At 76.1% G+C, this 22,946-nt stretch carries 24 protein-coding genes; 15 read left to right on the forward strand and 9 right to left on the reverse strand.

Features of this window, described 5'->3' with window-relative positions; all coding sequences use genetic code 11:
• Positions 1-6: 6 nt before the first annotated feature.
• The 5 genes from pstA to ACYVOF_RS06700 form a co-directional block, all read right to left on the reverse strand.
• Positions 7-912, reverse strand: a complete 906-nt coding sequence (gene pstA, locus ACYVOF_RS06680) for a phosphate ABC transporter permease PstA (RefSeq protein WP_460864936.1) — start codon at positions 910-912, stop codon at positions 7-9.
• Positions 912-1,961, reverse strand: a complete 1,050-nt coding sequence (gene pstC / locus ACYVOF_RS06685; protein WP_460864938.1) for a phosphate ABC transporter permease subunit PstC — start codon at positions 1,959-1,961, stop codon at positions 912-914. Before pstC ends, pstA begins: the two co-directional genes overlap by 1 nt.
• A gap of 57 nt (positions 1,962-2,018) precedes the next feature.
• Positions 2,019-3,128 (reverse strand): phosphate ABC transporter substrate-binding protein PstS, encoded by a 1,110-nt coding sequence (gene pstS / locus ACYVOF_RS06690; protein WP_460864940.1) that lies wholly within the window; start codon positions 3,126-3,128, stop codon positions 2,019-2,021.
• A 255-nt stretch (positions 3,129-3,383) separates the two neighbouring features.
• On the reverse strand, positions 3,384-4,397 hold the full coding sequence (gene mshD / locus ACYVOF_RS06695; protein ID WP_460864943.1) for a mycothiol synthase: 1,014 nt from the start codon (positions 4,395-4,397) through the stop codon (positions 3,384-3,386).
• Positions 4,398-4,403: 6 nt separating this feature from the next.
• Positions 4,404-5,234, reverse strand: coding sequence for a winged helix-turn-helix transcriptional regulator (locus ACYVOF_RS06700; protein WP_460864945.1), 831 nt, complete (start codon positions 5,232-5,234; stop codon positions 4,404-4,406).
• Positions 5,235-5,388: 154 nt separating this feature from the next.
• Between ACYVOF_RS06700 and ACYVOF_RS06705 the strand changes: the two genes are divergently transcribed.
• The 4 genes from ACYVOF_RS06705 to ACYVOF_RS06720 all read left to right on the forward strand — a co-directional run bounded on the left by ACYVOF_RS06705 (position 5,389) and on the right by ACYVOF_RS06720 (position 8,073).
• Positions 5,389-6,174 (forward strand): LmeA family phospholipid-binding protein, encoded by a 786-nt coding sequence (locus ACYVOF_RS06705; RefSeq protein WP_460864946.1) that lies wholly within the window; start codon positions 5,389-5,391, stop codon positions 6,172-6,174.
• The gene (locus ACYVOF_RS06710; protein ID WP_460864948.1) at positions 6,171-6,614 is read left to right on the forward strand and encodes a thioredoxin family protein; all 444 of its coding nucleotides are present in this window, start codon (positions 6,171-6,173) and stop codon (positions 6,612-6,614) included. Before ACYVOF_RS06705 ends, ACYVOF_RS06710 begins: the two co-directional genes overlap by 4 nt.
• Before the next feature lie 182 nt (positions 6,615-6,796).
• Positions 6,797-7,270, forward strand: coding sequence for a DUF4395 domain-containing protein (locus ACYVOF_RS06715; RefSeq protein ID WP_460864950.1), 474 nt, complete (start codon positions 6,797-6,799; stop codon positions 7,268-7,270).
• A 152-nt stretch (positions 7,271-7,422) separates the two neighbouring features.
• Positions 7,423-8,073, forward strand: coding sequence for a heme-binding beta-barrel domain-containing protein (locus tag ACYVOF_RS06720; protein ID WP_460864952.1), 651 nt, complete (start codon positions 7,423-7,425; stop codon positions 8,071-8,073).
• Between the two features lie 661 nt (positions 8,074-8,734).
• Here ACYVOF_RS06720 and ACYVOF_RS06725 read toward each other — a convergent pair.
• Positions 8,735-9,655 (reverse strand): aminodeoxychorismate lyase, encoded by a 921-nt coding sequence (locus tag ACYVOF_RS06725; RefSeq protein WP_460864954.1) that lies wholly within the window; start codon positions 9,653-9,655, stop codon positions 8,735-8,737.
• Positions 9,656-9,717: 62 nt separating this feature from the next.
• Here ACYVOF_RS06725 and ACYVOF_RS06730 point away from each other — a divergent pair, with 62 nt between their 5' ends.
• The 5 genes from ACYVOF_RS06730 to ACYVOF_RS06750 all read left to right on the forward strand — a co-directional run bounded on the left by ACYVOF_RS06730 (position 9,718) and on the right by ACYVOF_RS06750 (position 13,290).
• Positions 9,718-10,164, forward strand: a complete 447-nt coding sequence (locus ACYVOF_RS06730) for a Fur family transcriptional regulator (RefSeq protein WP_460864956.1) — start codon at positions 9,718-9,720, stop codon at positions 10,162-10,164.
• Entirely contained in the window at positions 10,161-11,318 is a 1,158-nt protein-coding gene (gene ygfZ, locus ACYVOF_RS06735) for a CAF17-like 4Fe-4S cluster assembly/insertion protein YgfZ (protein ID WP_460864958.1), read from the forward strand. Before ACYVOF_RS06730 ends, ygfZ begins: the two co-directional genes overlap by 4 nt.
• Before the next feature lie 3 nt (positions 11,319-11,321).
• Positions 11,322-11,972 (forward strand): MOSC domain-containing protein, encoded by a 651-nt coding sequence (locus tag ACYVOF_RS06740; protein WP_460864960.1) that lies wholly within the window; start codon positions 11,322-11,324, stop codon positions 11,970-11,972.
• Positions 11,969-12,922 carry an asparaginase gene (locus tag ACYVOF_RS06745; protein WP_460864962.1) on the forward strand — a complete coding sequence of 318 codons (954 nt, stop codon included), beginning with the start codon at positions 11,969-11,971 and terminating at the stop codon, positions 12,920-12,922. Before ACYVOF_RS06740 ends, ACYVOF_RS06745 begins: the two co-directional genes overlap by 4 nt.
• Positions 12,923-13,089: 167 nt before the next feature.
• The gene (locus ACYVOF_RS06750; protein WP_460864964.1) at positions 13,090-13,290 is read left to right on the forward strand and encodes a DUF3073 domain-containing protein; all 201 of its coding nucleotides are present in this window, start codon (positions 13,090-13,092) and stop codon (positions 13,288-13,290) included.
• A 123-nt stretch (positions 13,291-13,413) separates the two neighbouring features.
• Here the strand turns inward: ACYVOF_RS06750 and purM are convergent, their stop codons facing one another.
• The 3 genes from purM to ACYVOF_RS06765 form a co-directional block, all read right to left on the reverse strand.
• Positions 13,414-14,508, reverse strand: coding sequence for a phosphoribosylformylglycinamidine cyclo-ligase (purM, locus tag ACYVOF_RS06755; protein ID WP_460864966.1), 1,095 nt, complete (start codon positions 14,506-14,508; stop codon positions 13,414-13,416).
• A gap of 115 nt (positions 14,509-14,623) precedes the next feature.
• Positions 14,624-15,571: an oxidoreductase gene (locus ACYVOF_RS06760; RefSeq protein WP_460864968.1), complete on the reverse strand. Its 948-nt coding sequence runs from the start codon at positions 15,569-15,571 to the stop codon at positions 14,624-14,626.
• A complete protein-coding gene (locus tag ACYVOF_RS06765) occupies positions 15,568-16,719 on the reverse strand; it encodes an acyl-CoA dehydrogenase family protein (protein WP_460864969.1) in 1,152 nt (383 codons plus the stop codon). The genes ACYVOF_RS06760 and ACYVOF_RS06765 overlap by 4 nt, the downstream gene beginning before the upstream one ends.
• 83 nt (positions 16,720-16,802) lie before the next feature.
• Between ACYVOF_RS06765 and ACYVOF_RS06770 the strand changes: the two genes are divergently transcribed.
• From ACYVOF_RS06770 to ACYVOF_RS06795, 6 genes are all read left to right on the forward strand, one after another.
• A complete protein-coding gene (locus ACYVOF_RS06770) occupies positions 16,803-17,420 on the forward strand; it encodes a TetR/AcrR family transcriptional regulator (protein ID WP_460864972.1) in 618 nt (205 codons plus the stop codon).
• A gap of 147 nt (positions 17,421-17,567) precedes the next feature.
• Positions 17,568-18,098: a 2-oxo-4-hydroxy-4-carboxy-5-ureidoimidazoline decarboxylase gene (gene uraD, locus ACYVOF_RS06775; protein WP_460864974.1), complete on the forward strand. Its 531-nt coding sequence runs from the start codon at positions 17,568-17,570 to the stop codon at positions 18,096-18,098.
• Complete coding sequence (gene uraH, locus ACYVOF_RS06780) at positions 18,086-18,412, forward strand: hydroxyisourate hydrolase (protein WP_460864975.1); 327 nt, start codon at positions 18,086-18,088, stop codon at positions 18,410-18,412. The genes uraD and uraH overlap by 13 nt, the downstream gene beginning before the upstream one ends.
• Positions 18,413-18,416: 4 nt before the next feature.
• A complete protein-coding gene (gene pucL, locus ACYVOF_RS06785) occupies positions 18,417-19,352 on the forward strand; it encodes a factor-independent urate hydroxylase (protein WP_460864976.1) in 936 nt (311 codons plus the stop codon).
• Between the two features lie 7 nt (positions 19,353-19,359).
• A complete protein-coding gene (locus ACYVOF_RS06790) occupies positions 19,360-20,163 on the forward strand; it encodes an FAD binding domain-containing protein (RefSeq protein ID WP_460864978.1) in 804 nt (267 codons plus the stop codon).
• The gene (locus tag ACYVOF_RS06795; RefSeq protein ID WP_460864979.1) at positions 20,160-22,883 is read left to right on the forward strand and encodes a molybdopterin-dependent oxidoreductase; all 2,724 of its coding nucleotides are present in this window, start codon (positions 20,160-20,162) and stop codon (positions 22,881-22,883) included. Before ACYVOF_RS06790 ends, ACYVOF_RS06795 begins: the two co-directional genes overlap by 4 nt.
• Positions 22,884-22,946: the final 63 nt, after the last annotated feature.

Genomic DNA, 22,946 nt, shown 5'->3' on the forward strand with positions numbered 1-22,946 from the left:
GCGGGGTCAGCGGGACTTCGGGGCGGCGAGCCGGCCGACGACCTTGGCCAGCACGTTGAGCACCGCGATGATGAGGATGAGGGTCAGGGCGGCGCCCCAGATCCGGTTGGTGCCGGCGTCGGTGGGGTTGCCCAGCTGGTTGACCATGAGGCCGGGCAGCGAGCCCATGGCGCCGGAGAAGATGTCGGTGTTGATGAAGGGCGCGTAGCCCACCAGGATCAGCAGCGGGGCGGTCTCCCCCATGATGCGCGCCAGCGCCAGCATGATGCCGGTGATGATCCCCGAGAGCGCGGTCGGCACGACCACCCGGGCGATCGTCTTCCACTGCGGCACGCCGAGCGCGTAGGAGGCCTCGCGCAGGTCCTGCGGGACGATCCGCAGCATCTCCTCGGTGGTGCGCACGATCACCGGGACCATCAGCAGCACCAGGGCCAGGGAGACCGCGAACGCGGAGCGGTCGAAGCCCAGCGTGGTGATCCACAGCGCGTAGATGAACAGCCCGGCCACGATGGACGGGATGCCGGTCAGGATGTCGACCATGAACGTCGTCAGCCGGCCCAGCCGCGAGCCCTTGGCGTACTCCACCAGGTAGATGCCCACGAAGATGCCCAGCGGGATGGAGAACACCGCGGTCACCGCCGCCTGGAGCAGGGTCCCGAGGATGGCGTGGTAGGCACCGCCGCCCGGGGAGTTGGGCAGCAGGCCCGACAGCGAGTTGGTGAACCAGGTGGGGCTGGTGACCGCGGGCAGGCCGCGGGAGACCACCGTGTAGAGCACCCACACCAGCGGCACCAGCGCGATGAGCACCGCCAGGGTCACCAGCACGGTGGCGACGGCGTTGGTGAGCTTGCGCCGGGTGCTCGGCGGGGTGAAGGTGACCGACTTGGCGGGCCGGTCCAGCGTCGCGGTCATCAGCGCTCCTTCTTCCCGGCGACCGCGGCGCGGGCGAGGGAGTTGATGGCGAAGGTGAGGATGAACAGCACCAGCCCGGCGGCGATGTAGGCGCCGGCCACGATGTTGTTGTTGAACTCGCCGGACCCCAGGGCGATCTTGCTCGCGAACGTCGCGCCGCCCTCGAACAGCGACCACCCGAAGGCGTTGGTGGTGGTCCGCAGGATGATGTAGAGCGCGATCGTCTCGCCGAGGGCCCGGCCCAGGCCGAGCATGGTGCCGGAGACGAACCCGGACTTGCCGAACGGCAGCACGCAGGTGCGCACCACCTCCCACCGGGTCGCCCCGAGGGCCAGCGCGGCCTCGACCTGCGCGGTCGGGGTCTGGACGAACACCTCGCGGGTGACGGCGGTGATGATCGGCAGGATCATCACCGCGAGCACGATGCCGCCGAGGAAGATCGTCCCGCCCACGCCCGAGCCGCTCTCCCGGGAGAAGATCGGGATGAACCCCAGGTGCGAGGAGATCCAGGTCCCGACCGGGTCCAGGTACTCCGCCACCACGAGCAGGCCCCACAGCCCGTAGACGATGGAGGGGACCGCGGCCAGCAGGTCGATGACGTAGGCCAGCGGCTTCGCCACCGCCCGCGGCGCGTACGAGGTGAGGAAGATGGCGATGCCCAGGGCGACGGGCATGGCCAGCACCAGCGCGAACAGCGACACCAGGACGGTGACGCCGAACAGGTCGAGCACCCCGAAGCGCAGCGCGTCGAGCGTGCTGGTGTCGAACTCCCGGCTGGTGAGGAAGTTGACCTGGTCGCGCTGCAGCGCGGGGACGGCCCGCAGCACCAGGAACGCCGCGATGGCGACGATCAGCAGGGTGATGAAGGCCCCGGACCCGGTGGCCAGGCCGGAGAAGATGCGGTCCCCGGGCCGGACCACGGGCTTGCGGGCCTGCGGCGAGCTGGTGATCGGGTCCTCCGGAGGGGCGACGGGGGCCCCCGTCCCCGTCCCGGCACCGTGGGGGCGCCGGGACGGGGAGGTGACCCGCTCGGTGGTCGCGTCGCTCATGGCGCTCGCTCTCGTGAGACTAGAGGAGGACTGGACCGGTCAGGCTGGGGCTGCGCGTCAGGCGATGGCGTCGACGGCCTTGACCACCCGGGCCTGGAAGGCCGAGGGCAGCGGCACGTAGCCCTGCTCCTCGAGCCCGCTCTGGCCCTGGTTGGCCGCGACCGTGAGGAACGTCTTGACCGCGCCCGAGGTGGGGGCGTCGTAGCCGGTGGAGCAGACGATCTCGTAGGTCGCCAGCACGATCGGGTAGGCGCCGGCCTCGGTCGAGCCGAACACCGAGGTGAGGTCGATGACCAGGTTGTTCGAGTCGTCCTTGAACTTCGCCGCGTCCAGCGTCTTCTGCACCGCGGCGGTGCTCAGCTCGGTCGCGCCGCCGCCGTTGTCGACCTTGGCGACGGAGAGCTTGCCCTGGTCGGCGAACGACTTCTCCACGTAGGCGATGGAGCCCTGCGTCGCGCCGACGGCCTGCGCCACGCCCGAGGAGCCCTTGGAGCCCTGGCCCGCCCCGCCCTTGAAGTCCGAGCCCGCGCCCTGGGTCCACACGGTGGGGGCGGCGGTGGACAGGTAGGTCTGGAAGTTGTCCGTCGTGCCCGAGGAGTCGGAGCGGAACTGCGGGGCGACGGGGGTGCTGGGGAGGTCGACGCCCGGGTTCAGCGCGGCGATCTTCGGGTCGTTCCAGGTGGTGATGCCGCCGTTGAAGAGGGCCGCGGTGACGTCCGCGTTGAGCGTGAGGCCGGAGACGCCCGGGAGGTTGTAGGCCAGCGCGATGGGGCCGACGACCATGGGGATGTTCCAGGCGTCGCCGCCCTGGCAGCGGGCCTTGGCCGCGGTGGCCTCGTCGCCCTTGATGGCGGAGTCGGAGCCGGCGAAGTCGACCTGCCCGGCGACGAACTGCTTGCGCCCGGTGCCGGAGCCGCTGGCGTTGTAGGAGAGGTTCTTGCCCGGGCAGGCGCCCTGGTAGGCGGCGACGAAGTTGGCCATCGCGTTCTGCTGCGCGCTGGAGCCCTCCGCGGCCAGGGTGTCCTTGCCCTCGCAGCTCACGGCGGGGGCGGCCGAGCCGCCGGCGGTGGTCGACGCGGCGTTGTTGTCGCTGCCGCAGGCGGAGAGCAGGAGGGCGCTGGCGGCCAGGATGCCGGCGGCGGCACTGGTCGGGCGGGAGAGCTTCACCGGGGGGTTCCTCCGTTGATCGTGCCGCTGCCGGTGTGGCGCGGTCGCGGTCGCCCCGGCCGCGGTCGGCCGGGGGCAGCAGGCACCGTCCGGTGCTGCACGCCGCTGAACGTAGGGGCGCGGGGTGGACGGACCCCCGACGCGAGGTGAACGCCGGGTGAACACGGCCCCGCCGGCGCCGTGGGGCACGGCACACCCGGCGGGGGCCCGGCACGGGGAGCAAGGCGGGGGTGGGGGTGGGGGTGGGGGTGAGCCTCAGCCCGCGGGACGGCCCCAGGCGACGTCGACGTGGTACGGGGTGAAGCCCAGCCGCTCGTAGGTGTGCACCGCGGCGGCGTTGTCGGACTCCACGTAGAGCAGCACCGCGGGCAGCCCGGCCGCCTCGAGGTGGTGCAGGCCGACGAGCGTCAGCAGCCGGCCCAGGCCGCGCCCCTGGGCGGCCGGGGAGATCCCCACCACGTAGACCTCGCCGAGCGAGGGGTCGTCACCCTCCGGGGGGTGCACCTTGGTCCAGTGGAAGCCCAGCAGCGCCCCGTCGGCCGCGTCGTGGGCCAGGAAGAAGCCGTCCTCGTCGAACCAGTCGGCGGCCCGCTGCTCGGCGAGGTCCTCGGCGGTCATGCCGCCCTGCTCGGGGTGCCAGTCGAAGGCGGCGTTGTTCACCGCGAGGAGGTCCTCGTCGTCCGCCCCCGGCCGGTAGGTGCGCACGACCACGTCGTCGCGCGCGGGCACCTCCGGCAGCGGCCCGGCGCCGTCGGGGGCCTCCCGCGCCGCCGCGCCCAGGGGCCGGCGCAGCTGGCGGAGCTCGCGGCGCGGCACCAGGCCCAGCTCGGTGGCCAGCGCGCGGGCGGGCCCGAGGTCGCCGTGCGCCCACACCCGCACGTCCGCCGCGGTGGCCGTGACGGCGTCGACCAGCCGGCGGCCGACGCCCTTGCGCCGCTGCCCGGGGTGCACGACCAGCTCGGCCACCGCGGGGTCGTCGGTGCCCGGGTCCGCGGCCTCCACGTGGGCGTAACCGACGACCACGCCGTGGCGCAGCGCGAGCAGGTGCGGCTCGTGGCGGGCGGCGGCGCGCAGGGCCTCGCCGAACCGGTCCCCGCCCGCCCCGTCGGCGGCGGCGCGGTGCCCGGCCCGGTGGTGCAGCGACGCGACGACCTGCTCGGAGACGGGGGCGACCCCGTCGGCGGTGGTCGCGGCCTCGAGGACGGCGGTGACGGCCTCGCGGGCGTCGTCGTCGAGCTCCTGGCGCCAGAGGAGCTCGGTGGAAGACACGGCGCGCTACCCGCGGGAGCGGGCGAGGTCGGTGGCGTCGGCCGGGGACCCGTCACCCTCGGCGCCCGCCGCACTCGACGGGGCCGCGTCGGGCGCCTCGTCGTCGGGGGCGGGCTCGTCGGGGGCACGCTCGTCGGGGGCTGAGCCCGCCGGCTCGGCGCCGGCCCCCCGGGAGGGACGCACCGCCTTGTAGCCCACGTTGCGGACGGTGCCGATGAGCGACTCGTGCTCCGAGCCCAGCTTGGCGCGCAGCCGACGGACGTGGACGTCGACGGTGCGGGTGCCGCCGAAGAAGTCGTAGCCCCACACCTCCTGCAGCAGCTGGGCCCGGGTGAACACCCGCCCGGCGTGCTGCGCGAGGTACTTGAGGAGCTCGAACTCCTTGTAGGTCAGGTCGAGCGGGCGCCCGCGCAGCCGCGCGGTGTAGGTGCCCTCATCGATGAGCAGCTCGCCCAGCGCGACGGTGCCCGCCCCCTCCGCGGCCGCCGCGCCGGCGGACCGGCCGACCAGCAGGCGCAGCCGGGCGTCGAGCTCGGCGGGGCCCGTGCCGGGCAGCAGCACGTCGTCCAGGCCCCACTCGGGGCTCACGGCGACCAGACCGCCCTCGGTGAGCACCGCCACCACGGGCACGCCGACCCCGGTGGAGCCGAGCAGCCGGCACAGCCCCCGGGCGCCGGCCAGGTCGGTGCGCGCGTCGACGATGGCCACGTCGGACGAGCCCGCCTCCAGCAGCGACGCGACCTCGGGGGCGGCGGAGCGCACCACGTGCGGCAGCAGGGCGAGCGAGGGCAGGACCGACCCCGGGTCGGCGTCCGTGGTGAGCAGCAGAAGATCCACGTCCGGGCCCCCTTCCTCCGGTCTCGCCCCCGCCTCCGACGGCGGTGGGGGTCTCGGTGCAGGTCAACAGAGTAGCCGGGCCCTGACCCCCGGACGCCCCCGCGCGTCGCGGGGCGGTGCCGGCCCCGCGGCCGCAGCGGGCAGGATGGTGGGCGTGCGCACGGCCGTCATCACCCTCGTGGGCCTCCTCGGCCTGCTGGTGCTGGCCGACTACGGGGCCGCCGCCCACGCGGAGTACCAGATCTCGCGCACGCTGCGGGCCGACCAGGGCCTGCCGGTCGACCCCGACGTCCGCATCGAGGGGCCGTCGTTCCTCGTCCAGGCAGCGCTGGGGCACTACCAGCGCGTCGAGGTCCACGCCGAGAACCTCGTCGTGCCGCGGCTCGGGCCCGTCACGGTGGAGGCGACGCTGCGCGACGTGACCCTGCCCGGCCTCGACGCCCTCGCCGGCAGCGTGGGCACGGTCACCGCCGGCGAGGTCGACAGCCGGGTGCGCATCGACGCGACGACCCTGGGACAGTTCTTCGGCGTGCCCGACCTCCAGCTCTCCGCGCCGCCGGCCAACCTCTCCGACGGCACCGGCGGGTCGGGCGGGTCGGGGCGCACCACCGACGGCGGCGTCGTGCTCACCGGCACGCTCACCGTGCCGGGCCTGGCCCGTGCGCAGGTCAGCGTCACCGCCGAGCTCTCCGTCGTCGACACCGACGTCGTCGTCCGGGCCACCGGGTTCGCCCGGGGCATGCCCGGCGGCAACTACACCGCCCTGCCCGCTCCCACGGAGGCCGCCGTGCTCGACCGACTCTCCCGCACCCTGCCCGTCGGCAGGCTCCCGTTCGGCGTGCCGCCCACGGGGGTGCGCGCGCAGGGCTCCGAGGTCGTCCTGGAGGGCAAGGGGCTCGACGTGCCCGTCACCCGCGCCGCGGTCGAGGCGGCCCGGTGAGCACCGGCGTGGTGGTGCTGCTCGTCGCGGTCGTCGTCGCGGTCGCGGTCGGGCTCGCGCTGCGGGCCCGCTCCGGGCAGGTCCGGGCCGTGGCGGGCGCGGGGTCCGGTGCCCCCGGCGACCCCGAGCTGGCCGGCCTGCTCGTCGACGCCGGGGTGCCGGACGGGGACGGGCCGGTGCTGCTGCACTTCTCCGCGGACTGGTGCGGCCCGTGCGCCCGGGTGCGCCCCGTGGTCGACCGGGTCGGCGAGGAGCTCCCCGCGCTGCGCCACGCGGAGGTCGACGTGGCCGAGCACGACGCCCTGGCCAAGCGGTTCACCGTGCTGTCGCTGCCGACGGTGGTCGTGCTGGACCGCTCGCTCGAGGCTCGCTGGCGGGTGACCGGGGTGCCGAACGAGACGGACCTCGTCGAGCAGCTGCGGCCCCTGCTCGAGGCCTGAGGGTGCGGCCCGGGCCGCGGCGAGTAAGTTGAACGTGTGACCACCCACCAGGAGCTGCTGCTCACGCGGCGCCGCACGATCGACCTGTGCCGCGTCCGCAGCTCCCTGCGCCTCCTGCCCTGACCCGGCCCTGACGACCCCCTCGCGGTCGTCGCACCCCCGCTCAGCCCAGGAGACCCCTCGTGTCCACGATCGACCGTCCCACCCGCACGTCCCCGTCCCCCGCCCAGGTCGACGTGCGCGGCCCCCGCTTCGCGGCGTGGGTCACCACCACCGTCCTCGCCGTCGTGCTGCTGCTGCCCAGCCCGCTGCTCTCCGGCCTGCTGCTGGCCGCGCAGACCGTGGTGTTCGGCCTCGGCGCGCTGCGCGGGCCCCGGCGCAGCCCGTACGGCGCGCTGTTCGCCCGGGTCGTCGCGCCGCGGCTGAGCCCGGTGACCGAGCGCGAGCCGGTGCCGCCGCTGCGCTTCGCCCAGCTCGTCGGGTTCGGCTTCGCGCTCGTCGGCACCGCCGGGTTCCTGCTCAGCGCCCCGCTGGTGGGTGCCGTCGCGACGGGGTTCGCCCTGGTCGCCGCGCTGCTCAACGCGGCGTTCGACTTCTGCCTCGGCTGCCAGCTGTACCCGCTGGTGCGCCGCGTCGTCCCCGCCCGGGCAGCCTGACCGCGCGGGTGCCCCGACCGGTCGCCGCTCTCGGGGCACCCGACTAGGCTGGGTGCTGTGATCCTCTTCTTCGAGAGCCTCCTCGTCGTGGCCAGCGCCGCCATCGCGTGGTTCGGCCTGTACGTGCTCTACCGCCTCATCACCGACGAGTCGTGAGCGAGCCCGGCCCCTCGGCCGGCGATCGCGCCCTCGCGGCGGCGGCGGAGCGCGCCGAGCTGACGCGGGCGGCCAACGTGCCGCAGCTCGACGGGCTGCCCGTCCCCGGTGACACGGCCAACCTGCGCCAAGGCCCCGACCTGCACCCGGCGCTGCTGTCGCTGCTGCCCCTGGTCGGGGTGTGGCGCGGCACCGGCGACGCGGACTACCCGACGATCGACGCCTACCGCTTCGGCCAGCAGGTGGTCGTGGCGCACGACGGCCGCGGGTTCCTGACGTGGGAGTCCCGCTCCTGGCTGCTCGACGCCGACGGGGGCGTGCTGCGGCCCGCCGCCCGGGAGTCGGGGTTCTGGCGGGTGGCCCCGGCCGGCCCGGACGACGCCCCCGGCGACGACTCGATCGAGCTGCTGCTGGTGCACAACACCGGCATCCTCGAGCTGTTCTACGGCCGGGCGCTGACCCAGGCGTCGTGGGAGCTCTCCACGGACGTGGTGCTGCGCACGCAGACCGCCAAGGAGGTCACCGCGGCGCACCGGCTGCTGGGGATCGTGGAGGGCGGTGACCTCGGGTACGTCGAGGAGCGCGCCATGGTCGGCCAGCCGCTGCAGCCGCACCTCTCCGCGCGCCTCGAGCGCATCGCCGGCTGACCCCGCACCTCGCCCACCCCGCGATCCGCCCACTTGGCGCGGTCCCGGGCGGTCACTGCCCGCGATTCGCCCACATAACGCGGCCCTGAGCGCTCACCGCCCGCAGTTCGCCCACTTCCCGCGGCCCTGGGCGCTCACTGCCCGCAGTTCGCCCACATCGCGCGGCCCTGGGCGCTCACTGCCCGCAGTTCGCCCACATCGCGCAGCCCTGGGCGCTCATTGCCCGCAGTTCGCCCACATCGCGCGGTCGCTGGCGAGGCGATTGGCACCGGAAAGTGCGCCCGACGGTGTCGCGGGGCTGTCCCTGGCACCGGAAAGTGCGCCCGGCGCTTCCCGCGACTGTCCCTGTCACCGCACAGTGCGCCCGGCGGTGCTGCGGGGACGGGCCCGGCACCGCGGAGTGCGGCCGGCGGGGTCGGGGGCGACCCGGGCCCGGACGCGACGCAGCCCCCGAGCCGTACCGGGACGCGCTCCTGGTGGGGAACGGGTCCGGGTCCTGGACAGAACGATCCAGGGGCTCGGGGGCCGGGTAGCTACCGGGGATTCGCCCGCCGCTCGCGCGGTCGGAAGGACCCTCGAACGAGCGGCTAGCTGGTAGCCACCTCACGCGTCCTGATGTTCTTCAACGTCGGACCACCTCCTCTCTCGTGTACCCGAGACGCTACGCCCGGACGGTGGACGGCGCCACGGCTTTTCGGCCCGCGGGGTCGGGGGCCTCGAGCAGCGCCGCGACGGCCGCCGTCAGCTCCGGGTCGACCGCCACCGCGGCACCGTCGAGGGTGTGCACCGGGGCGGCCAGCCGCACGCTCGAGACCAGCCACAGCCCGGCCGCACCGGCGAGCTCGGCCACCGCCACCGGACGCACCTCGCAGCGCCACCCGTCCGCGGCCGCGGCCCGGAACAGCGCGCGCTGGGTCGTCCCGGGCAGGATCCCGACGTCGTCCGGCGGGGTCACCAGCACCCGCCCGGGCAGCGCGAGCACGACGGTCGAGGTCGGGCCCTCCAGCACTTGGCCGTCACTGGAGCGGAACACCACGTCGTCCACCCCGGCGGCCGCGGCGTGGCGCAGCGCGGCCTGGTTCACGGCGTAGGAGAGCGTCTTCGCCCCCAGCAGCAGCCACGGCGCAGTCCCGGCCGTCGCCGCGGCCGTCCCCCGGTCGAGCACCAGCGCCGACACCCCCTCGGCCCGCTGCCGCACCACCACCGGCGAGACGGCCGCACCCGTCGCCCACGCGGTCGGCGCACCCGTCCCCTCCCGGCCCCGGCTGCAGGCCAGCCGCACCACGAGGTCGTCACCGTGCCCGAGGGCCGCCCAGCCGTCGCGCACCGCCCGCAGCGCGCCGCGCCAGGCGTCGGGGCCCGGCACCGCCAGGTCGAGCATCGCGGCGGAGCGGGCCAGCCGGTCGAGGTGGGCCTGCTCCTCGCGCACCACCCCGTCGCGGACGAGCAGGGTCTCGAAGACGCCGTCACCGCGCACCGCGGCCAGGTCGTCGACGTGCAGCAGCGGCTGCTCCGGGTCGCGGGGCTCGGCGACGGGGCCGTCCCCCCGGTCGGTCAGCGCCACGAGCACCTGCACGGTCACACCACCCACCGTAGGCACCGGGGCCGCGGGACGGCCGACGCCGCGCGGCCTACGATCACGGGGTGGACCACCAGCACGCCGCGGGCTCCGCACCCGAGCTGCGCGGGACCCTCCACCAGCGGGGACTGCGGATGACGCCGCAGCGGCAGATGGTGCTCGACGCGGTGCGCGCCCTGGGCCACGCGACCCCCGAGGCGATCCTCGTCGAGGTGCAGCGCAGCGCCCCCGCGGTCAACGCCAGCACCGTCTACCGCAGCCTCGACCTGCTCGAGGGCCTCGGCGTGGTCCGCCACACCCACCTCGGCCACGGCGCCCCGACGTACTCGCTCGACGGGCACGCCCACGTCCACCTCGTCTGCCACGACTGCGGCGAGATCACCGAGATCGACCCCGGCGAGCTCGACGCGCTGGCCGCCGACCTGGCGGCCCGGCACGGGTTCGCGCTCGACCCCACCCACCTGGCGCTCTCGGGCCGCTGCGCCCGCTGCGCCGGAGAGGACCCCGCATGACCACCGACACCCCCGCAGAGCCCACGACCGAGATCACCACCGGGCCCACCGCCCCCGTCTCCCCGCTGCTCGGCCTGCCCGGTGCCGTCCCCGCCCCGGAGGACTCCCCCGACGCCGGGGTCGCCTGGCACCTGGGCGACCCGTTCGGCGAGCAGCGCGCCGCCACCCGCACCGCGGTCGCGGTGGACCGCTCGCACCGCGCCGTGCTCGCCGTGTCGGGGGCCGACCGGCTGAGCTGGCTGCACTCCCTGACCAGCCAGCACCTGAGCACCCTGGGCGACGGGGCAACCACCGAGGACCTGCTGCTCGACGCGCAGGGCCGGGTGGAGCAGCACGTGGTGCTCACCGACCTCGACGGCACCACCTGGCTCGACCTCGACGCCGACCGCGCGCCCGCCCTGCTGACGTTCCTGCAGCGCATGGTGTTCTGGTCGGCCGTCGAGGTCCGCGACGCCACCGCCGAGCTGGCCGTGCTCAGCCTGCTCGGCCCGGACACCCCGGCCGTGCTCGCCGCGCTCGAGCTCACCGGCGGGGTCGACGGCGCGGGCGGGGTGGCGCAGCCGCTGCCCGGCGGCGGGTTCGTCCGCCCGGTCGTCGCCGCCGCCGAGGCCCACCGCGGCGCGGACCTGCTCGTCCCCCGCGACCGGCTCGCCGCCTGGTGGGGCCGGCTCGTCGCCGCCGGCGCCCGGCCCGCGGGCACCTGGGCGCACGAGGCGCTCCGCGTCGCCGCGGTGCGCCCGCGCATCGGGCTCGACACCGACGAGCGCACCATCCCCCACGAGGTCGGCTGGATCGGGGCGGCCGTGCACCTGGACAAGGGCTGCTACCGCGGGCAGGAGACGGTCGCGCGGGTGCACAACCTGGGCTCGCCCCCGCGGCGGCTGGTGCTGCTGCACCTCGACGGCTCCGCCGACGGCCGGCCGGCCACCGGCGACGCCGTCACCGCGGGCGGGCGCAGCGTGGGCCGGGTGGGCACCGTGGTGGAGCACCACGAGCACGGCCCGGTCGCGCTCGCGCTGCTCAAGCGCTCCGTGCCCGTCGACACCGCGCTGGAGGCCGGGCCGTGCGCGGCCGCGGTCGACCCGGACTCGGTGGTCACGGAGACCGGGGTGCAGGCCGGCCGCGAGGCCGTCGCCCGGCTGCGGGGGCGCTGAGCCGTGCTGGACGCCGGTGTGGTGGTGGCCGTCTGCGTGACCGAGCGGGTGCTGCCCGACCCGGGCCGCGTCGGGCAGACCGGCATCGACAAGCGGCCCGCCGCCGGGCGGGTCGAGGTCGGGCCGCTCGGCCTGGCCGGGGACACCGTCAGCGACACCCGTGACCACGGCGGGCGCGACCAGGCCGTCTACGCCTACGCCCGCGAGGAGGCCGACCGCTGGGCCGACGAGCTGGGACAGGACGTGCCGCCGGGCCGGTTCGGGGAGAACCTCGCCGTCTCCGGGCTCGCCGTCACCGACGCCGTCGTCGGCGAGCGGTGGCGCGTCGGGGCCGACCGGGACGACGCGTGCGTGCTCGAGGTCACCCTGCCCCGCACCCCGTGCGCCACCTTCGGCCGCTTCCTGGGCCAGGAGCGCTGGGTGCGCCGGTTCACCGAGCGCGGCGACGTCGGGGCCTACCTGCGCGTCGTCGTCCCCGGGACGGTCGGCGCCGGGGACCCCGTCGAGGTCGTCTCCCGCCCGGCCCACGGCGTCACCGTGCGCGACCTGTTCACCGCCCGCGAGCCCGGCCCCGTGCGCGCGCTGCTCACCGACGGCGAGGACGTGCCGCCCAAGGCCGTCGCCGCCGTCGAGAAGCTCCTGGCCCGCGCGTGAGCGTCCCGCTGGTCGAGCTGGTCCGCTCCGGGTTCGTCGAGGGGGTGCACCACGGCTCCGTCGTCGTGCTCGACGCCGACGGCCGGGTCGACCTCGCGCTCGGCGAGGTCGCCGCCCCGGTGTTCCCGCGCTCGTCGAACAAGCCGATGCAGGCGGTGAGCATGCTGCGCGACGGCTACGACCCCGACGGCACCGAGCAGCTCGCCATCGCCACGGCCTCCCACGAGGGCGAGCCCGCCCACCAGGCGCTCGCCGCCGCCGTGCTCGACCGCGCGGGACTGACCGAGGACGACCTGCGCTGCCCGCCCGCGCTGCCGGCGGCGGACGACGCCCGCCGCGCGGTCCTCGCCGCGGGTGGGGGCCCGCGGCGGCTGGCGATGAACTGCTCTGGCAAGCACGCCGCCATGCTCGCCACCTGCGTGGGCCGCGGCTGGTCCACCGCGGACTACCTCGACCCCGCGCACCCGCTGCAGCGCGGCGCGGCCGCCACCGTCGCCGAGCTGGCGGGCGAGGCCGTCGGCGCCACGGGGACCGACGGCTGCGGCGCCCCCATCTTCGGGCTCTCCCTCACCGCGCTGGCCCGGGCGTTCGCCGCGCTGACCACCGCGGCGCCCGGCACGCCGGAGGCCCGGCTGGCCGACGCGGCGCGCGCGCACCCCTTCCTCCTCTCCGGCACGGGCCGGGAGGACCTGCGACTCATGACCTCGGTGCCGGGGCTGCTGTGCAAGGCCGGCGCGGAGGGCGTGCACGCCGGGTCCCTGCCCGACGGCCGCGCCTTCGCCCTGAAGGTCGACGACGGGGCGGACCGGGCGCGCGAGGTGACCACCGCGGCGGTGCTGCAGCACCTCGGCGTCGCCTGGGACGACGTGCTGGCGGCCATGCTGGAGCAGCCGCTGCTCGGTGCCGGGGTCCCCGTCGGCGCGGTCCGCCCCGCCGCCGCGCTGCGCTGAGCCGGACCGCGACCCGCCCGTCGGGTGCCGCCACCTGGGGCGGAGCCCGCCGGGGTGGCTCGTCGCGACGCCCGTGCGCCGGGCGCGGTAGCATGGCCGCAGGAAGAAGCCACACATGATCGGAACCGCCCAATCCCCCGGTTCCGTCCTGCGCGAGGGGGTCAGCCATGGGCCGCGGCCGGGCTAAGGCAAAGCAGACCAAGGTTGCTCGTGAGCTGAAGTACAGCTCGCCGAGCACCGACTTCCAGACCCTGCAGCGTGAGCTGTCGGGGCACGCTCCCGAGCCGGTGCGTCAGCCGGTCCCCGAGGAGCGTCCCGACCCGTACAGCCGCTACGCCGAGGACGACTGGGACGACCGCACGGGCTGAGTCCCGCTGACCGGTCCTGCCCGGGGTGGTGCAATCCCGACCACCAGGTGACATGATCATCTCGAGCCCGCCGCGCCCCACCCCCCTGGGCGCGGCGGGTTCGTCGTGCGCCTGCCGGGCGGCTCAGAAGCGGGGGTAGTGCCCGACCAGCCGGGCGCGCGGCGCGTCGGCGTCCGCGGACTTGGTCACCGAGCCCAGCACCCACGCGGGCACGTGGCGGGCGGTGAGCACCGCCAGCGCGCGGTCGACGTCCTCCGGCCCGACCACCGCGACCATGCCGACGCCCATGTTGAACGTGGCCTCCATCTCGGCCCGCTCCACGCGGCCGCGCTGGGCGATGGTGGCGAAGACGGGGGCCGGGCTCCAGGTGCCGCGCTCGAGCTCGGCGGACAGGCCCACGGGCAGCACCCGGGCCAGGTTGGCCTCCAGCCCACCGCCCGTGACGTGGCAGAACGTGCGCACCTCGGTCTCCGCGACCAGGGCCAGGCAGTCCTTGGCGTAGATCCGGGTGGGCTCGAGCATCTCCTCGCCCAGGGTGCGGCCGAACTCCTCGACGTGGGCGCTCAGCGGCAGCCGCGCCATCTCCAGGAGCACCTGCCGGGCCAGGGAGTACCCGTTGGAGTGCAGCCCGGACGACCCCATGGCCAGCACCACGTCTCCGGGGCGCACCAGCTCGGGCCCCAGCACGGAGTCGGCCTCGACGACCCCCACCCCGGTGGCGGAGAGGTCGTAGGCGCCGTCGGCCATCAGGCCCGGGTGCTCGGCGGTCTCCCCGCCCAGCAGGGCGCAGCCGGCGATGACGCAGCCGTCGGCGATGCCGCCGACGATCTCGGCGACCCGCTCGGGCACCACGCGGCCCACGGCGATGTAGTCCTGCAGGAACAGCGGCTCGGCGCCGCAGACCACGAGGTCGTCGACGACCATGGCGACGAGGTCGAGGCCGACCGTGTCGTGCTTGTCCATGGCCTGCGCGACGGCGATCTTGGTGCCCACCCCGTCGGAGGAGGCGGCCAGCACCGGCTCCCGGTAGCCGCCCTTGAGCGCGAACAGCCCGGCGAAGCCCCCGATGCCGCCCCGCACCTCGGGCCGGGAGGCGCGGCGCGCGGAGGCGGCGAACAGCTCGACCGCCCGCTCGCCGGCCGCGATGTCGACGCCGGACGCCGCGTAGGACGTGCCCGCGCCCTCCGCGGCGCGGGGGCGGTGCTCGTCGTCGGTCATCGCAGGCTGGCTCCGGTGTCTGGGGTGCCCGTCACGCGGGCGTGCCGGGCCAACCTACCGGCCCGGCCCCCCGGCGGCGGTCACCGGCAGCCGCCGGGACCGCCCCCCGGACGGCTCAGCCCAGGGCGTCGAACGTGGCGCCGGTCAGCTCGGCCGTGCGGTCCCACAGCTCGGCGGCCAGCGTCGGGTCCGAGGCCGCGGCGGTGCGGCCGACGCGGGCGACGGCCCCGCTGGCCTCCCCGATCCCCGACGGCCCGAGGTAGTCGTCCGGGGCCACGTCGGGCATGGTCGCCGCGTAGAGCTGGCTCAGCGCCCCACCGGAGTCGCTGTTGAGCACCACGCCGACCGCGGACCGCACCACGCGGCGCAGCCCCGGCACGGGCGGGACCACGTTGTCGGTCAGGTTGGTCGCCGCCACCCCGGGGTGCGCGGCCGCCACCAGCAGCGACGTCCCCGCCGCCCGGCGCGCGAGCTCGGCGCTGAACAGCAGGTTCGCCAGCTTGGACTGCCCGTAGGCGCCCCAGCGGAAGTAGCGGCGGCGCTCGTAGTTGAGGTCCCCGAGGTGGATGGTGCCCTGCCGGTGGGCGATCGAGCTCTCCACGACCACGCGGGGTGCGTCGGCGGCGAGCAGCAGCGGCAGCAGCCGGTCGACGAGCAGGGCGTGGCCCAGGTGGTTGGTGCCCAGCTGCATCTCGAAGCCGTCGGCGGTGCGCCGCTTCGGCACCGCCATCACGCCGGCGTTGTTGACGAGCACGTCGACGTGGTCGGTGAGCCCGGCCACCTGCTCGCCCGCGGCGCGCACCGAGGACAGGTCCGCCAGGTCCAGGCTCACCGTCTCCGGGGCCGGGCCGCTCGCCCGCTGCGCCACCTGCGCCAGCGCGGTGGCGGCCTTGTCCGGGTTGCGGCAGGCCATGAGCACCCGGGCCCCGCGGGAGGCGAGGACGAGCGAGGTCTGCAGCCCGAGCCCGCTGTTGGCCCCGGTGACGACGACCGTGCGCCCGGTCTGGTCCGGGACGTCGTCGACCTGGAAGTCGGCGACGGCCAGCGGCTGCCCCGCGCTCACGCGAACGCCGAGACGCCGGTGAGCGCGCGGCCCAGCAGCAGCGTCTGCACCTGGGTGGTGCCCTCGTAGAGGGTCAGCACGCGGGCGTCACGCAGGTACTTCGCCAGCGGGTACTCCTCGGTGAAGCCGTAGCCGCCGTAGACCTGCAGGCAGCGGTTGGCGGCCCGCACGCTCATCTCGGCCGCGTAGTACTTGGCCGCGGAGGCCTCGGTGCGGAACGGCTGGTCGTGGTCGGCCAGGTCGCAGGCCCGCCACACCAGCATGCGGGCGGCGTCGCGCTCCACCTGCGTCTCGACGAGGAGCTGCTGGACGAGCTGGAAGCTGGCGACCTTGCGGCCGAACTGCGAGCGGTCCTGGGCGTAGGCGAGCGCGGCGTCGAGGCACGCGGTGGCCAGGCCGACGGCCGCGGCGGCGATCGAGGTGCGGCCGCGGTCCAGGGCGGTCATGGCCACGGTGAACCCGCGACCCTCCTCGCCGAGCATGGCGTCGGCCGGGACGACGACGTCGTCGAGGTGCAGCGCCGCGGTGTCCTGGCCGCGCAGGCCGAGCTTGTCGCCGATCTTCGTCGTCGAGAAGCCCTCGGAGTCGGTGGGCACGAGGAAGGCGCTGACGCCGCGGGCGCCCTCGCCGCCGGTGCGGGCCATGACCAGCGCCACGTCCGCCCAGTTGCCGTTGGTGATGAACTGCTTGGAGCCGGTGATGCGGTAGGTGTCGCCGTCGCGCACCGCCTTCGTGGTCAGCGCGCCGGCGTCGGAGCCGGTGCCGGGCTCGGTCAGGCCGAAGCAGGCCAGCTGCTCGCCGGAGCACAGCCCGGGCAGCCACCGCTCCTGCTGCGCCGGGGTGCCGTACTTGACGATCGACTTCGCCACCAGGCCGAGGGAGACGCTGACGATGCCGCGGATGGCCTGGTCGCCGCGGCCGAGCTCCTCGATGGCCAGGGCGTAGGCGAGCATGTCGCCGCCGGAGCCGCCCATCTCCTCCGGCACGCCGAGGCCGAGCAGGCCGGCGTCGCCGAGCTTGCGGACGATGTCGCGGTCGACCTCCTGGGCGTGGTCCCAGGCGGGTGCGTGCGGCACGACCTCCTTGTCGATGAAGGCTGCCGCGGACTCCCGCAGCATCTGGTGCTCCTCGGACAGCGTGAGGTCCACGCCGCACCTCCTCAGCTCTGGTCCCGGGCACGTCCTCGTGCCGCGTCCCGCCCAGGCTAACACCGTTAGGCTAGGCTCGGGGGATGACCACGGCGGGGACGATCGACGGGGACGTCATCCTCTCGGCCGCGCTGCGCCTGGTCGACGCCGAGGGCCTGGATGCGCTCTCCATGCGCCGGTTGGCCGGCGAGCTCGGGGTGGCCGCGCCCTCGCTCTACCACCACGTCGCGGGCAAGGCCGAGCTGCTCGACGCGCTGGTCGACCGGGTCGGCGCCGGGGCCGACGCGAGCTGGTTCGCCGACCGGGCCTGGGACGTGGCCCTGCTGCGCTGGGGCCGGACGTACCACGAGGCGCTGCGCAGCCACCCCGGCCTCGCGCCGCTGTTCGTCCGCTCCCCCGGCGCCTCGCCCGCCGCGCTGCGCCGGGTCGACACCGTCCACGGCGGGCTCGTCGCGGCCGGCTGGAGCCCGCGCGAGGCGACGGAGATCGCGGCGGCGGTGAAGTTCCTGGTGCTCGGGGCGGCCTCGGGCTCGGTCGCCGCCGGGTTCAGCCGCGACCCGGGCCTCTACGGCGACGCCTACCCGCACCTGGGCGACGCCCACCGGTTGGCCGACCACGCCGCCGCCGTGGACCACGACGCGGTCGAGCTGGCGCTCACCGCCCTGGTCGAGGGCCTGCGGGTGCGCCGGACCCACGGCTGAGCGGGCCCGCGTGTTGCGGCCCGGTGACCGCCGGGTTCCGCCCCGGTCACGGTGCGCCGGGCGGGCCGTGACGACCCCCGCGCGGCCTCCGCCGGGCCCCGGTCGGTCGCTACAGTCGCGGGACCGCCCACGACGATCGGGGGACACGTGCCCACACGCGAGGGCATCGGGCTCGAGGCGTTCCACCGGCTCTCGGACCTGCAGGCCACCCACGCGCTCTACGAGTGCTGCTCGTCCTGCTTCTGGGCGCGGCGCGTCGCCGGCGGGCGCCCCTACCCGAGCGTGGCGGCCGTGCTCGAGGCCGCGGACACCGCCCTGGCCGACCTCGGCGACGGTGAGCTGGCCGAGGCCCTCGCCGGGCACCCCCGCATCGGGGAGCGCACCGCCCACGCCTCGTCGCGGCGCGAGCAGTCCGGGGTGGACGGGGCGGACCCGGAGGTGCTGGCCCGGCTGGCCGCGGGCAACGCCGCCTACGAGGCCCGCTTCGGCCACGTCTACCTGGTCCACGCCGACGGCCGCCCGGCCGCGGAGCTGCTGGCCGTCCTCGACGAGCGCCTGACGCACGACGCCGCCACCGAGCGCACGGTGCTGCGCGAGCAGCTGGGCCTGATCAACCGCGCCCGGCTCACCCGCCTGCTCGAGCCCGTGGACTGGGAGGAGCTCACGTGGGCGGGGTGAGCACCCACGTCCTCGACGCCGCCACCGGCACCCCGGCCCGCGGGGTGGCCGTCGAGCTGACCGACCTCGCCGGGGCGGTGCGCGGCACCGGGGTGACCGACGACGACGGCCGCGTCACGGCCGTGGTGGACGACCCGCTCGAGCCGGGGACCTACCGGCTGCGCTTCGACACCGGGGCGTTCTTCGCCGCCGCCGGCACCCCCGCCTTCTGGCCCGAGGTGGTGCTGGCGTTCACCGTCGCCGACGCCGGCGGGCACCTGCACGTGCCGCTGCTGCTGTCCCCCTTCGCCTACTCCACCTACCGCGGGAGCTGAGCACGTGACCCCGACCCCCCTGACCGGTGCCATCACGCTCACCGGGCACCAGTACGGCAAGGCCGAGAACCACGTGGTGCGCATCGTCCGGGACACCCCGCGCCACGAGATCCGCGACGTCACCGTCTCCACCGGGCTGCGCGGCGACTTCGCCGACGCCTACCTCACCGGCGACCAGTCGGCCGTGCTGCCCACCGACACCCAGAAGCAGACCGTCTACGCCTTCGCCAAGGAGAAGGGCATCGGGTCCGTCGAGGACTACGGCCTGGCCCTGGCCCGGCACTTCGTCGACGACGTCGCGCCGGTGGCCGAGGCCCGCGTCGAGGTGCGCGAGGACGCCTGGGACCGGGTGCAGGTCGACGGGACGGGCCACGACCACACCTGGGTGCGGCGCGGCCAGGAGACCCGGCTCGCGGCGACGACCGTGCGGGGCACGGGCGACGCCCAGCAGGTGTGGGTGGTCGGCGGGTTCACGGGCCTGGTCATCCTCAAGTCCACCGGCTCGGAGTTCCACGGCTTCCTGCGCGACTCCTACACCGTGCTCGAGGAGACCGACGACCGCGTCATGGCCACCTCGCTGGACGCCCGCTGGCGGTTCACCGACGGGGTCGTCGAGGGCACCGACTGGGAGACCACCTACGCCTCGGTCAAGGCCCTCATGTGCGCGACGTTCGCCACGCTGCAGTCGAAGGCGTTGCAGCAGACGCTGTTCGCCATGGCCACGGCCGTGCTCGAGGCCCACCCGGAGATCGCCGAGGTGCGCCTGGCCGCGCCGAACAAGCACCACTTCCGCTACGACCTGGCCCCCTTCGGCGTCGAGAACGCCGGCGAGGTGTTCCACGCCGACGACCGGCCCTACGGCCTCATCCACGCCACCGTCGCCCGCGCCGACGCCCCCGACGCGGGACCGGCCTGGGACGACCACGCCGGGCAGGCGTGAGGTCGCGGTGGACCTCACGACGGTGACCTCGCTGGTCGTCGCCCGGACCCGCGCCGACCTCGACGCCCTCGGCCCCGCCGTGGCGCCGCTCGCCGGGGGGACGTGGCTGTACTCCGAGCCGCAGGACCACCTCACCGGCCTGGTCGACCTGGCCGGCCTGGGCTGGGAGCCGCTGCGCGTCAGCGACGACGGGCTCGAGGTCGGCGCCACCTGCACCCTGGCCGAGCTGGCCGCGCTGCCCCCGGTGCCCGGCTGGACCGGTCTCGGGCTGGCCCGCCGGTGCTGCGACGCGCTGCTCGGCTCCTGGAAGGTGTGGGGCGAGGCCACCGTGGGTGGCAACGTCGCCCTGGCGCTGCCCGCGGGCCCGATGACCGCCCTGCTCACGGCCTGGGAGGCCGAGGTCGAGGTGTGGGGCCCCGCTGGGGCGCAGCGCACCACCACCGTGCCCGGGCTCGTCGTCGGGGACCGCCGCACCACCCTCAGCCCCGGGGAGGTGCTCCGCCGGTTCCGGGTCCCGGCGCCGGTCCTGCGGTGCCGCACCGCGTTCCGGCAGGCCTCGCTGGCCGAGCTGGGCCGCTCGGGGGCCGTGGTCGTGGGCCGGCGCGAGCCCGGCGGGGGCCTCGTCGTCACCGTCACCGCGTCCACCCCCGCCCCGCGGGTGCTGCGCTTCCCGGCGCTGCCGGACGCCGCCGCGCTGGCGGGGGCCGTGGCCGGGCTGGGCCCGTGGTTCGACGACGTCCACGGTGACCCGGGCTGGCGCGCGCACGTGACGGGCCTGCTGGCCGAGCAGGTCCGGGCGGAGCTCGCGTGAGCGGCGAGACCCCCGGGGACGCCGTCCGGGTCGACGGCACCGCGCTGACGGCGGTGCCGCGGCCGGGGCAGTGCCTGCGCACGCTGCTGCGCGAGCACGGCCACCACGCGGTGAAGAAGGGCTGCGACGCCGGGGACTGCGGGGCCTGCACCGTGCTCGTCGACGGCCGCGCCGCGCACTCCTGCGTCTACCCCGCGCACCGGGCCGCCGGCCGGGAGGTGACCACCGCCGCGGGCCTCGCCCCCACCGGCGAGCTGCACCCCGTGGCCCGGCGCTTCGTCGAGGCGGGCGGCTTCCAGTGCGGGTTCTGCACCGCGGGCATGGTCGTCACCACCGCGGCGCTCACCCCGGAGCAGACCGCGGACCTGCCCCGGGCGCTCAAGGGGAACCTGTGCCGCTGCACCGGGTACCGCGCGGTCGTCGACGCCGTGCATGGGGTGGCCAACACCAAGGCCGACGCGGCCGGGGTCGGCACCTCGGCGGTCCCGCCGGCCGCGGAGCGGGTCGTCACCGGCCGCGAGCCCTACACCCTCGACGTGACCGTGCCCGGCCTGCTGCACGCGGCGGTGCTGCGCTCCCCACACGCCCACGCCCGGGTCCGCTCGGTGGGCACCGCGGCCGCGCTGGCCGTGCCCGGCGTCGTCGACGTGCTCACCGCGGCCGACGTGCCCGACGTGCTGTTCTCCACCGCGCGGCACCACGCGCGCGCCGACGACCCCGACGACACCCGGGTGCTCGACGACGTGGTGCGCCACCACGGCCAGCGTGTCGCCCTGGTGGTGGCCGAGTCGCCCGCCGCCGCGGCCGCCGGCGTCCGCGCCCTGGCCGTCGACTACGCGGTGCTGCCCCACGTCCTCGACCCCGAGGCCGCGCGGGCCCCCGGGGCGCCGCTGCTGCACGGCGACAAGGGGTCCGACTCCCGGATCGCCGACGCCGGGCGCAACGTCGTCGCCGCCATCCACACCCACCTCGGCGACGTCGACGCCGCGGTCGCCGCCGCGGACGTCGTGGTGCGCACCCGGGTGTCCACCCCCCGGCTGCAGCACGTGCACCTGGAGACCCACGCCTGCGTCGGGTGGCTCGACGACGACGGCCGGCTCGTGCTGCGGACCAGCACGCAGGTGCCGTTCCTGGTGCGCGACGAGGTCGCCCACCTCACCGGGCTGCCCCGCGAGCGGGTGCGGGTGCTCGCCGCCCGGGTCGGCGGCGGGTTCGGCGCGAAGCAGGAGATGCTCGTCGAGGACCTCGTCGCGGTGGCCGTGCTGCGCCTGCGCCGGCCGGTGCAGCTCGAGCTCACCCGCACCGAGCAGTTCACCGCCGCCCCGTGCCGGCACCCCATGTCGGTCGGGGTCACCCTGGCCGCGACCGCCGACGGCACGCTCACCGGCATGGCGCTCGACGTCCTCGCCGACGCGGGCGCCTACGGCAACCACACCCCCGGCGTCCTGCACCACGGCTGCGCCGAGTCCCTCATGGTCTACCGGTGCCCGAGCAAGCGCATCGACGCCGAGGCCGTCTACACCAACACGGTCCCGTCGGGGGCGTTCCGCGGGTACGGCCTCGGGCAGGTCGGCCACGGCATCGAGACCGCGATGGACGAGCTGGCCCGGGAGCTGGGCCTGGACCCGTGGGAGCTGCGGGCGCGCAACGTGGTCCGGCCCGGGGACGCGCTGACCGCCGAGTCCGCGGACCAGGGCGACCTGTCGCTGGCCAGCTACGGCCTCGACCAGTGCCTGGACCTCACCCGTGACGCCCTCGCCGGCCCCGGGGGGCTGCCCGTGCCCGACGGTCCGCAGTGGCGGGTCGGCGAGGGGATGGCGCTGGCCATGATCGCGACGCTGCCCCCGCGCGGGCACGTCGCCGACGCGACCGTCACCCTCGGCGCCGACGGCCGCTACCGGCTCGCGGTGGGCACCGCCGAGTTCGGCAACGGCACCACCACCGTGCACACGCAGCTGGTCGCCGAGGTGCTGGGGGTGGCCCCGGCCGCGGTGGGCCTGCACCAGTCCGACACCGACGCGGTCGAGCGCGACACCGGGGCGTACGGGTCGGCGGGCACGGTGGTGGCGGGGCGGGCGGTGCACGCGGCGGCGCTCGACCTGCGCGCACGGGTGCTCGAGCGGGCCTCGGCGCTGCTGGGGTCCCCGGTGTCCACCCTGGACGGTGCAGGGGCGCACGGACCCGCGGGCTCGGTGTCGCTGGCCGAGATCGCCGGCGCGGGAGCGCTCGTCGGCACGGGCGGGCACGAGGGGACACCGCGGTCGCTCGCGTTCAACGTCCAGGCGTTCCGGGTCGCGGTGGACACCGGCACCGGCGAGGTGCGGGTGCTGCGCTCGGTGCAGGCCGTCGACGCCGGCCGGGTGCTCAACCCCGAGCAGCTGCGCGGGCAGGTCGAGGGTGGGGTGGCCCAGGCCCTGGGCGGTGCGCTGCACGAGGAGCTGGTGCTCGACGACGCGGGCCGGGTGGTCACCGACGTGCTGCGCAGCTACCACGTGCCGCAGCTCGTCGACGTGCCCGTGACGGAGGTGCTCGTCGCCGACACGCACGACCCGCTGGGGCCGTTCGGTGCGAAGTCGATGAGCGAGGCGCCCTACAACCCCGTGGCCCCGGCGCTGGCCAACGCGGTGCGCGACGCGACGGGCGTGCGGGTGGCGGCCCTGCCGCTGCGCCGCGACCGCGTCTGGGCCGCCCTGCAGCCCGCCGCACCCCCCACCCCCTGACGCACCGCACACTGCGGGCAGTGTGCGGTCGTTCCCGCCTGCGGCCGGCCACACTGCGGGCAG

Source organism: Rhodococcus aerolatus, from assembly GCF_054783215.1.

Bases quoted from the DNA above. Each gene is read 5' to 3' on its own strand.
- ACYVOF_RS06750 (WP_460864964.1), top strand. From the start codon at position 13,090: ATGGGCCGCGGCCGGGCTAAGGCAAAGCAGACCAAGGTTGCTCGTGAG.
- pstA (WP_460864936.1), bottom strand. From the start codon at position 912: ATGACCGCGACGCTGGACCGGCCCGCCAAGTCGGTCACCTTCACCCCG.
- ACYVOF_RS06770 (WP_460864972.1), top strand. From the start codon at position 16,803: ATGACCACGGCGGGGACGATCGACGGGGACGTCATCCTCTCGGCCGCG.
- ygfZ (WP_460864958.1), top strand. From the start codon at position 10,161: ATGACCACCGACACCCCCGCAGAGCCCACGACCGAGATCACCACCGGG.
- pstC (WP_460864938.1), bottom strand. From the start codon at position 1,961: ATGAGCGACGCGACCACCGAGCGGGTCACCTCCCCGTCCCGGCGCCCC.
- purM (WP_460864966.1), bottom strand. From the start codon at position 14,508: ATGACCGACGACGAGCACCGCCCCCGCGCCGCGGAGGGCGCGGGCACG.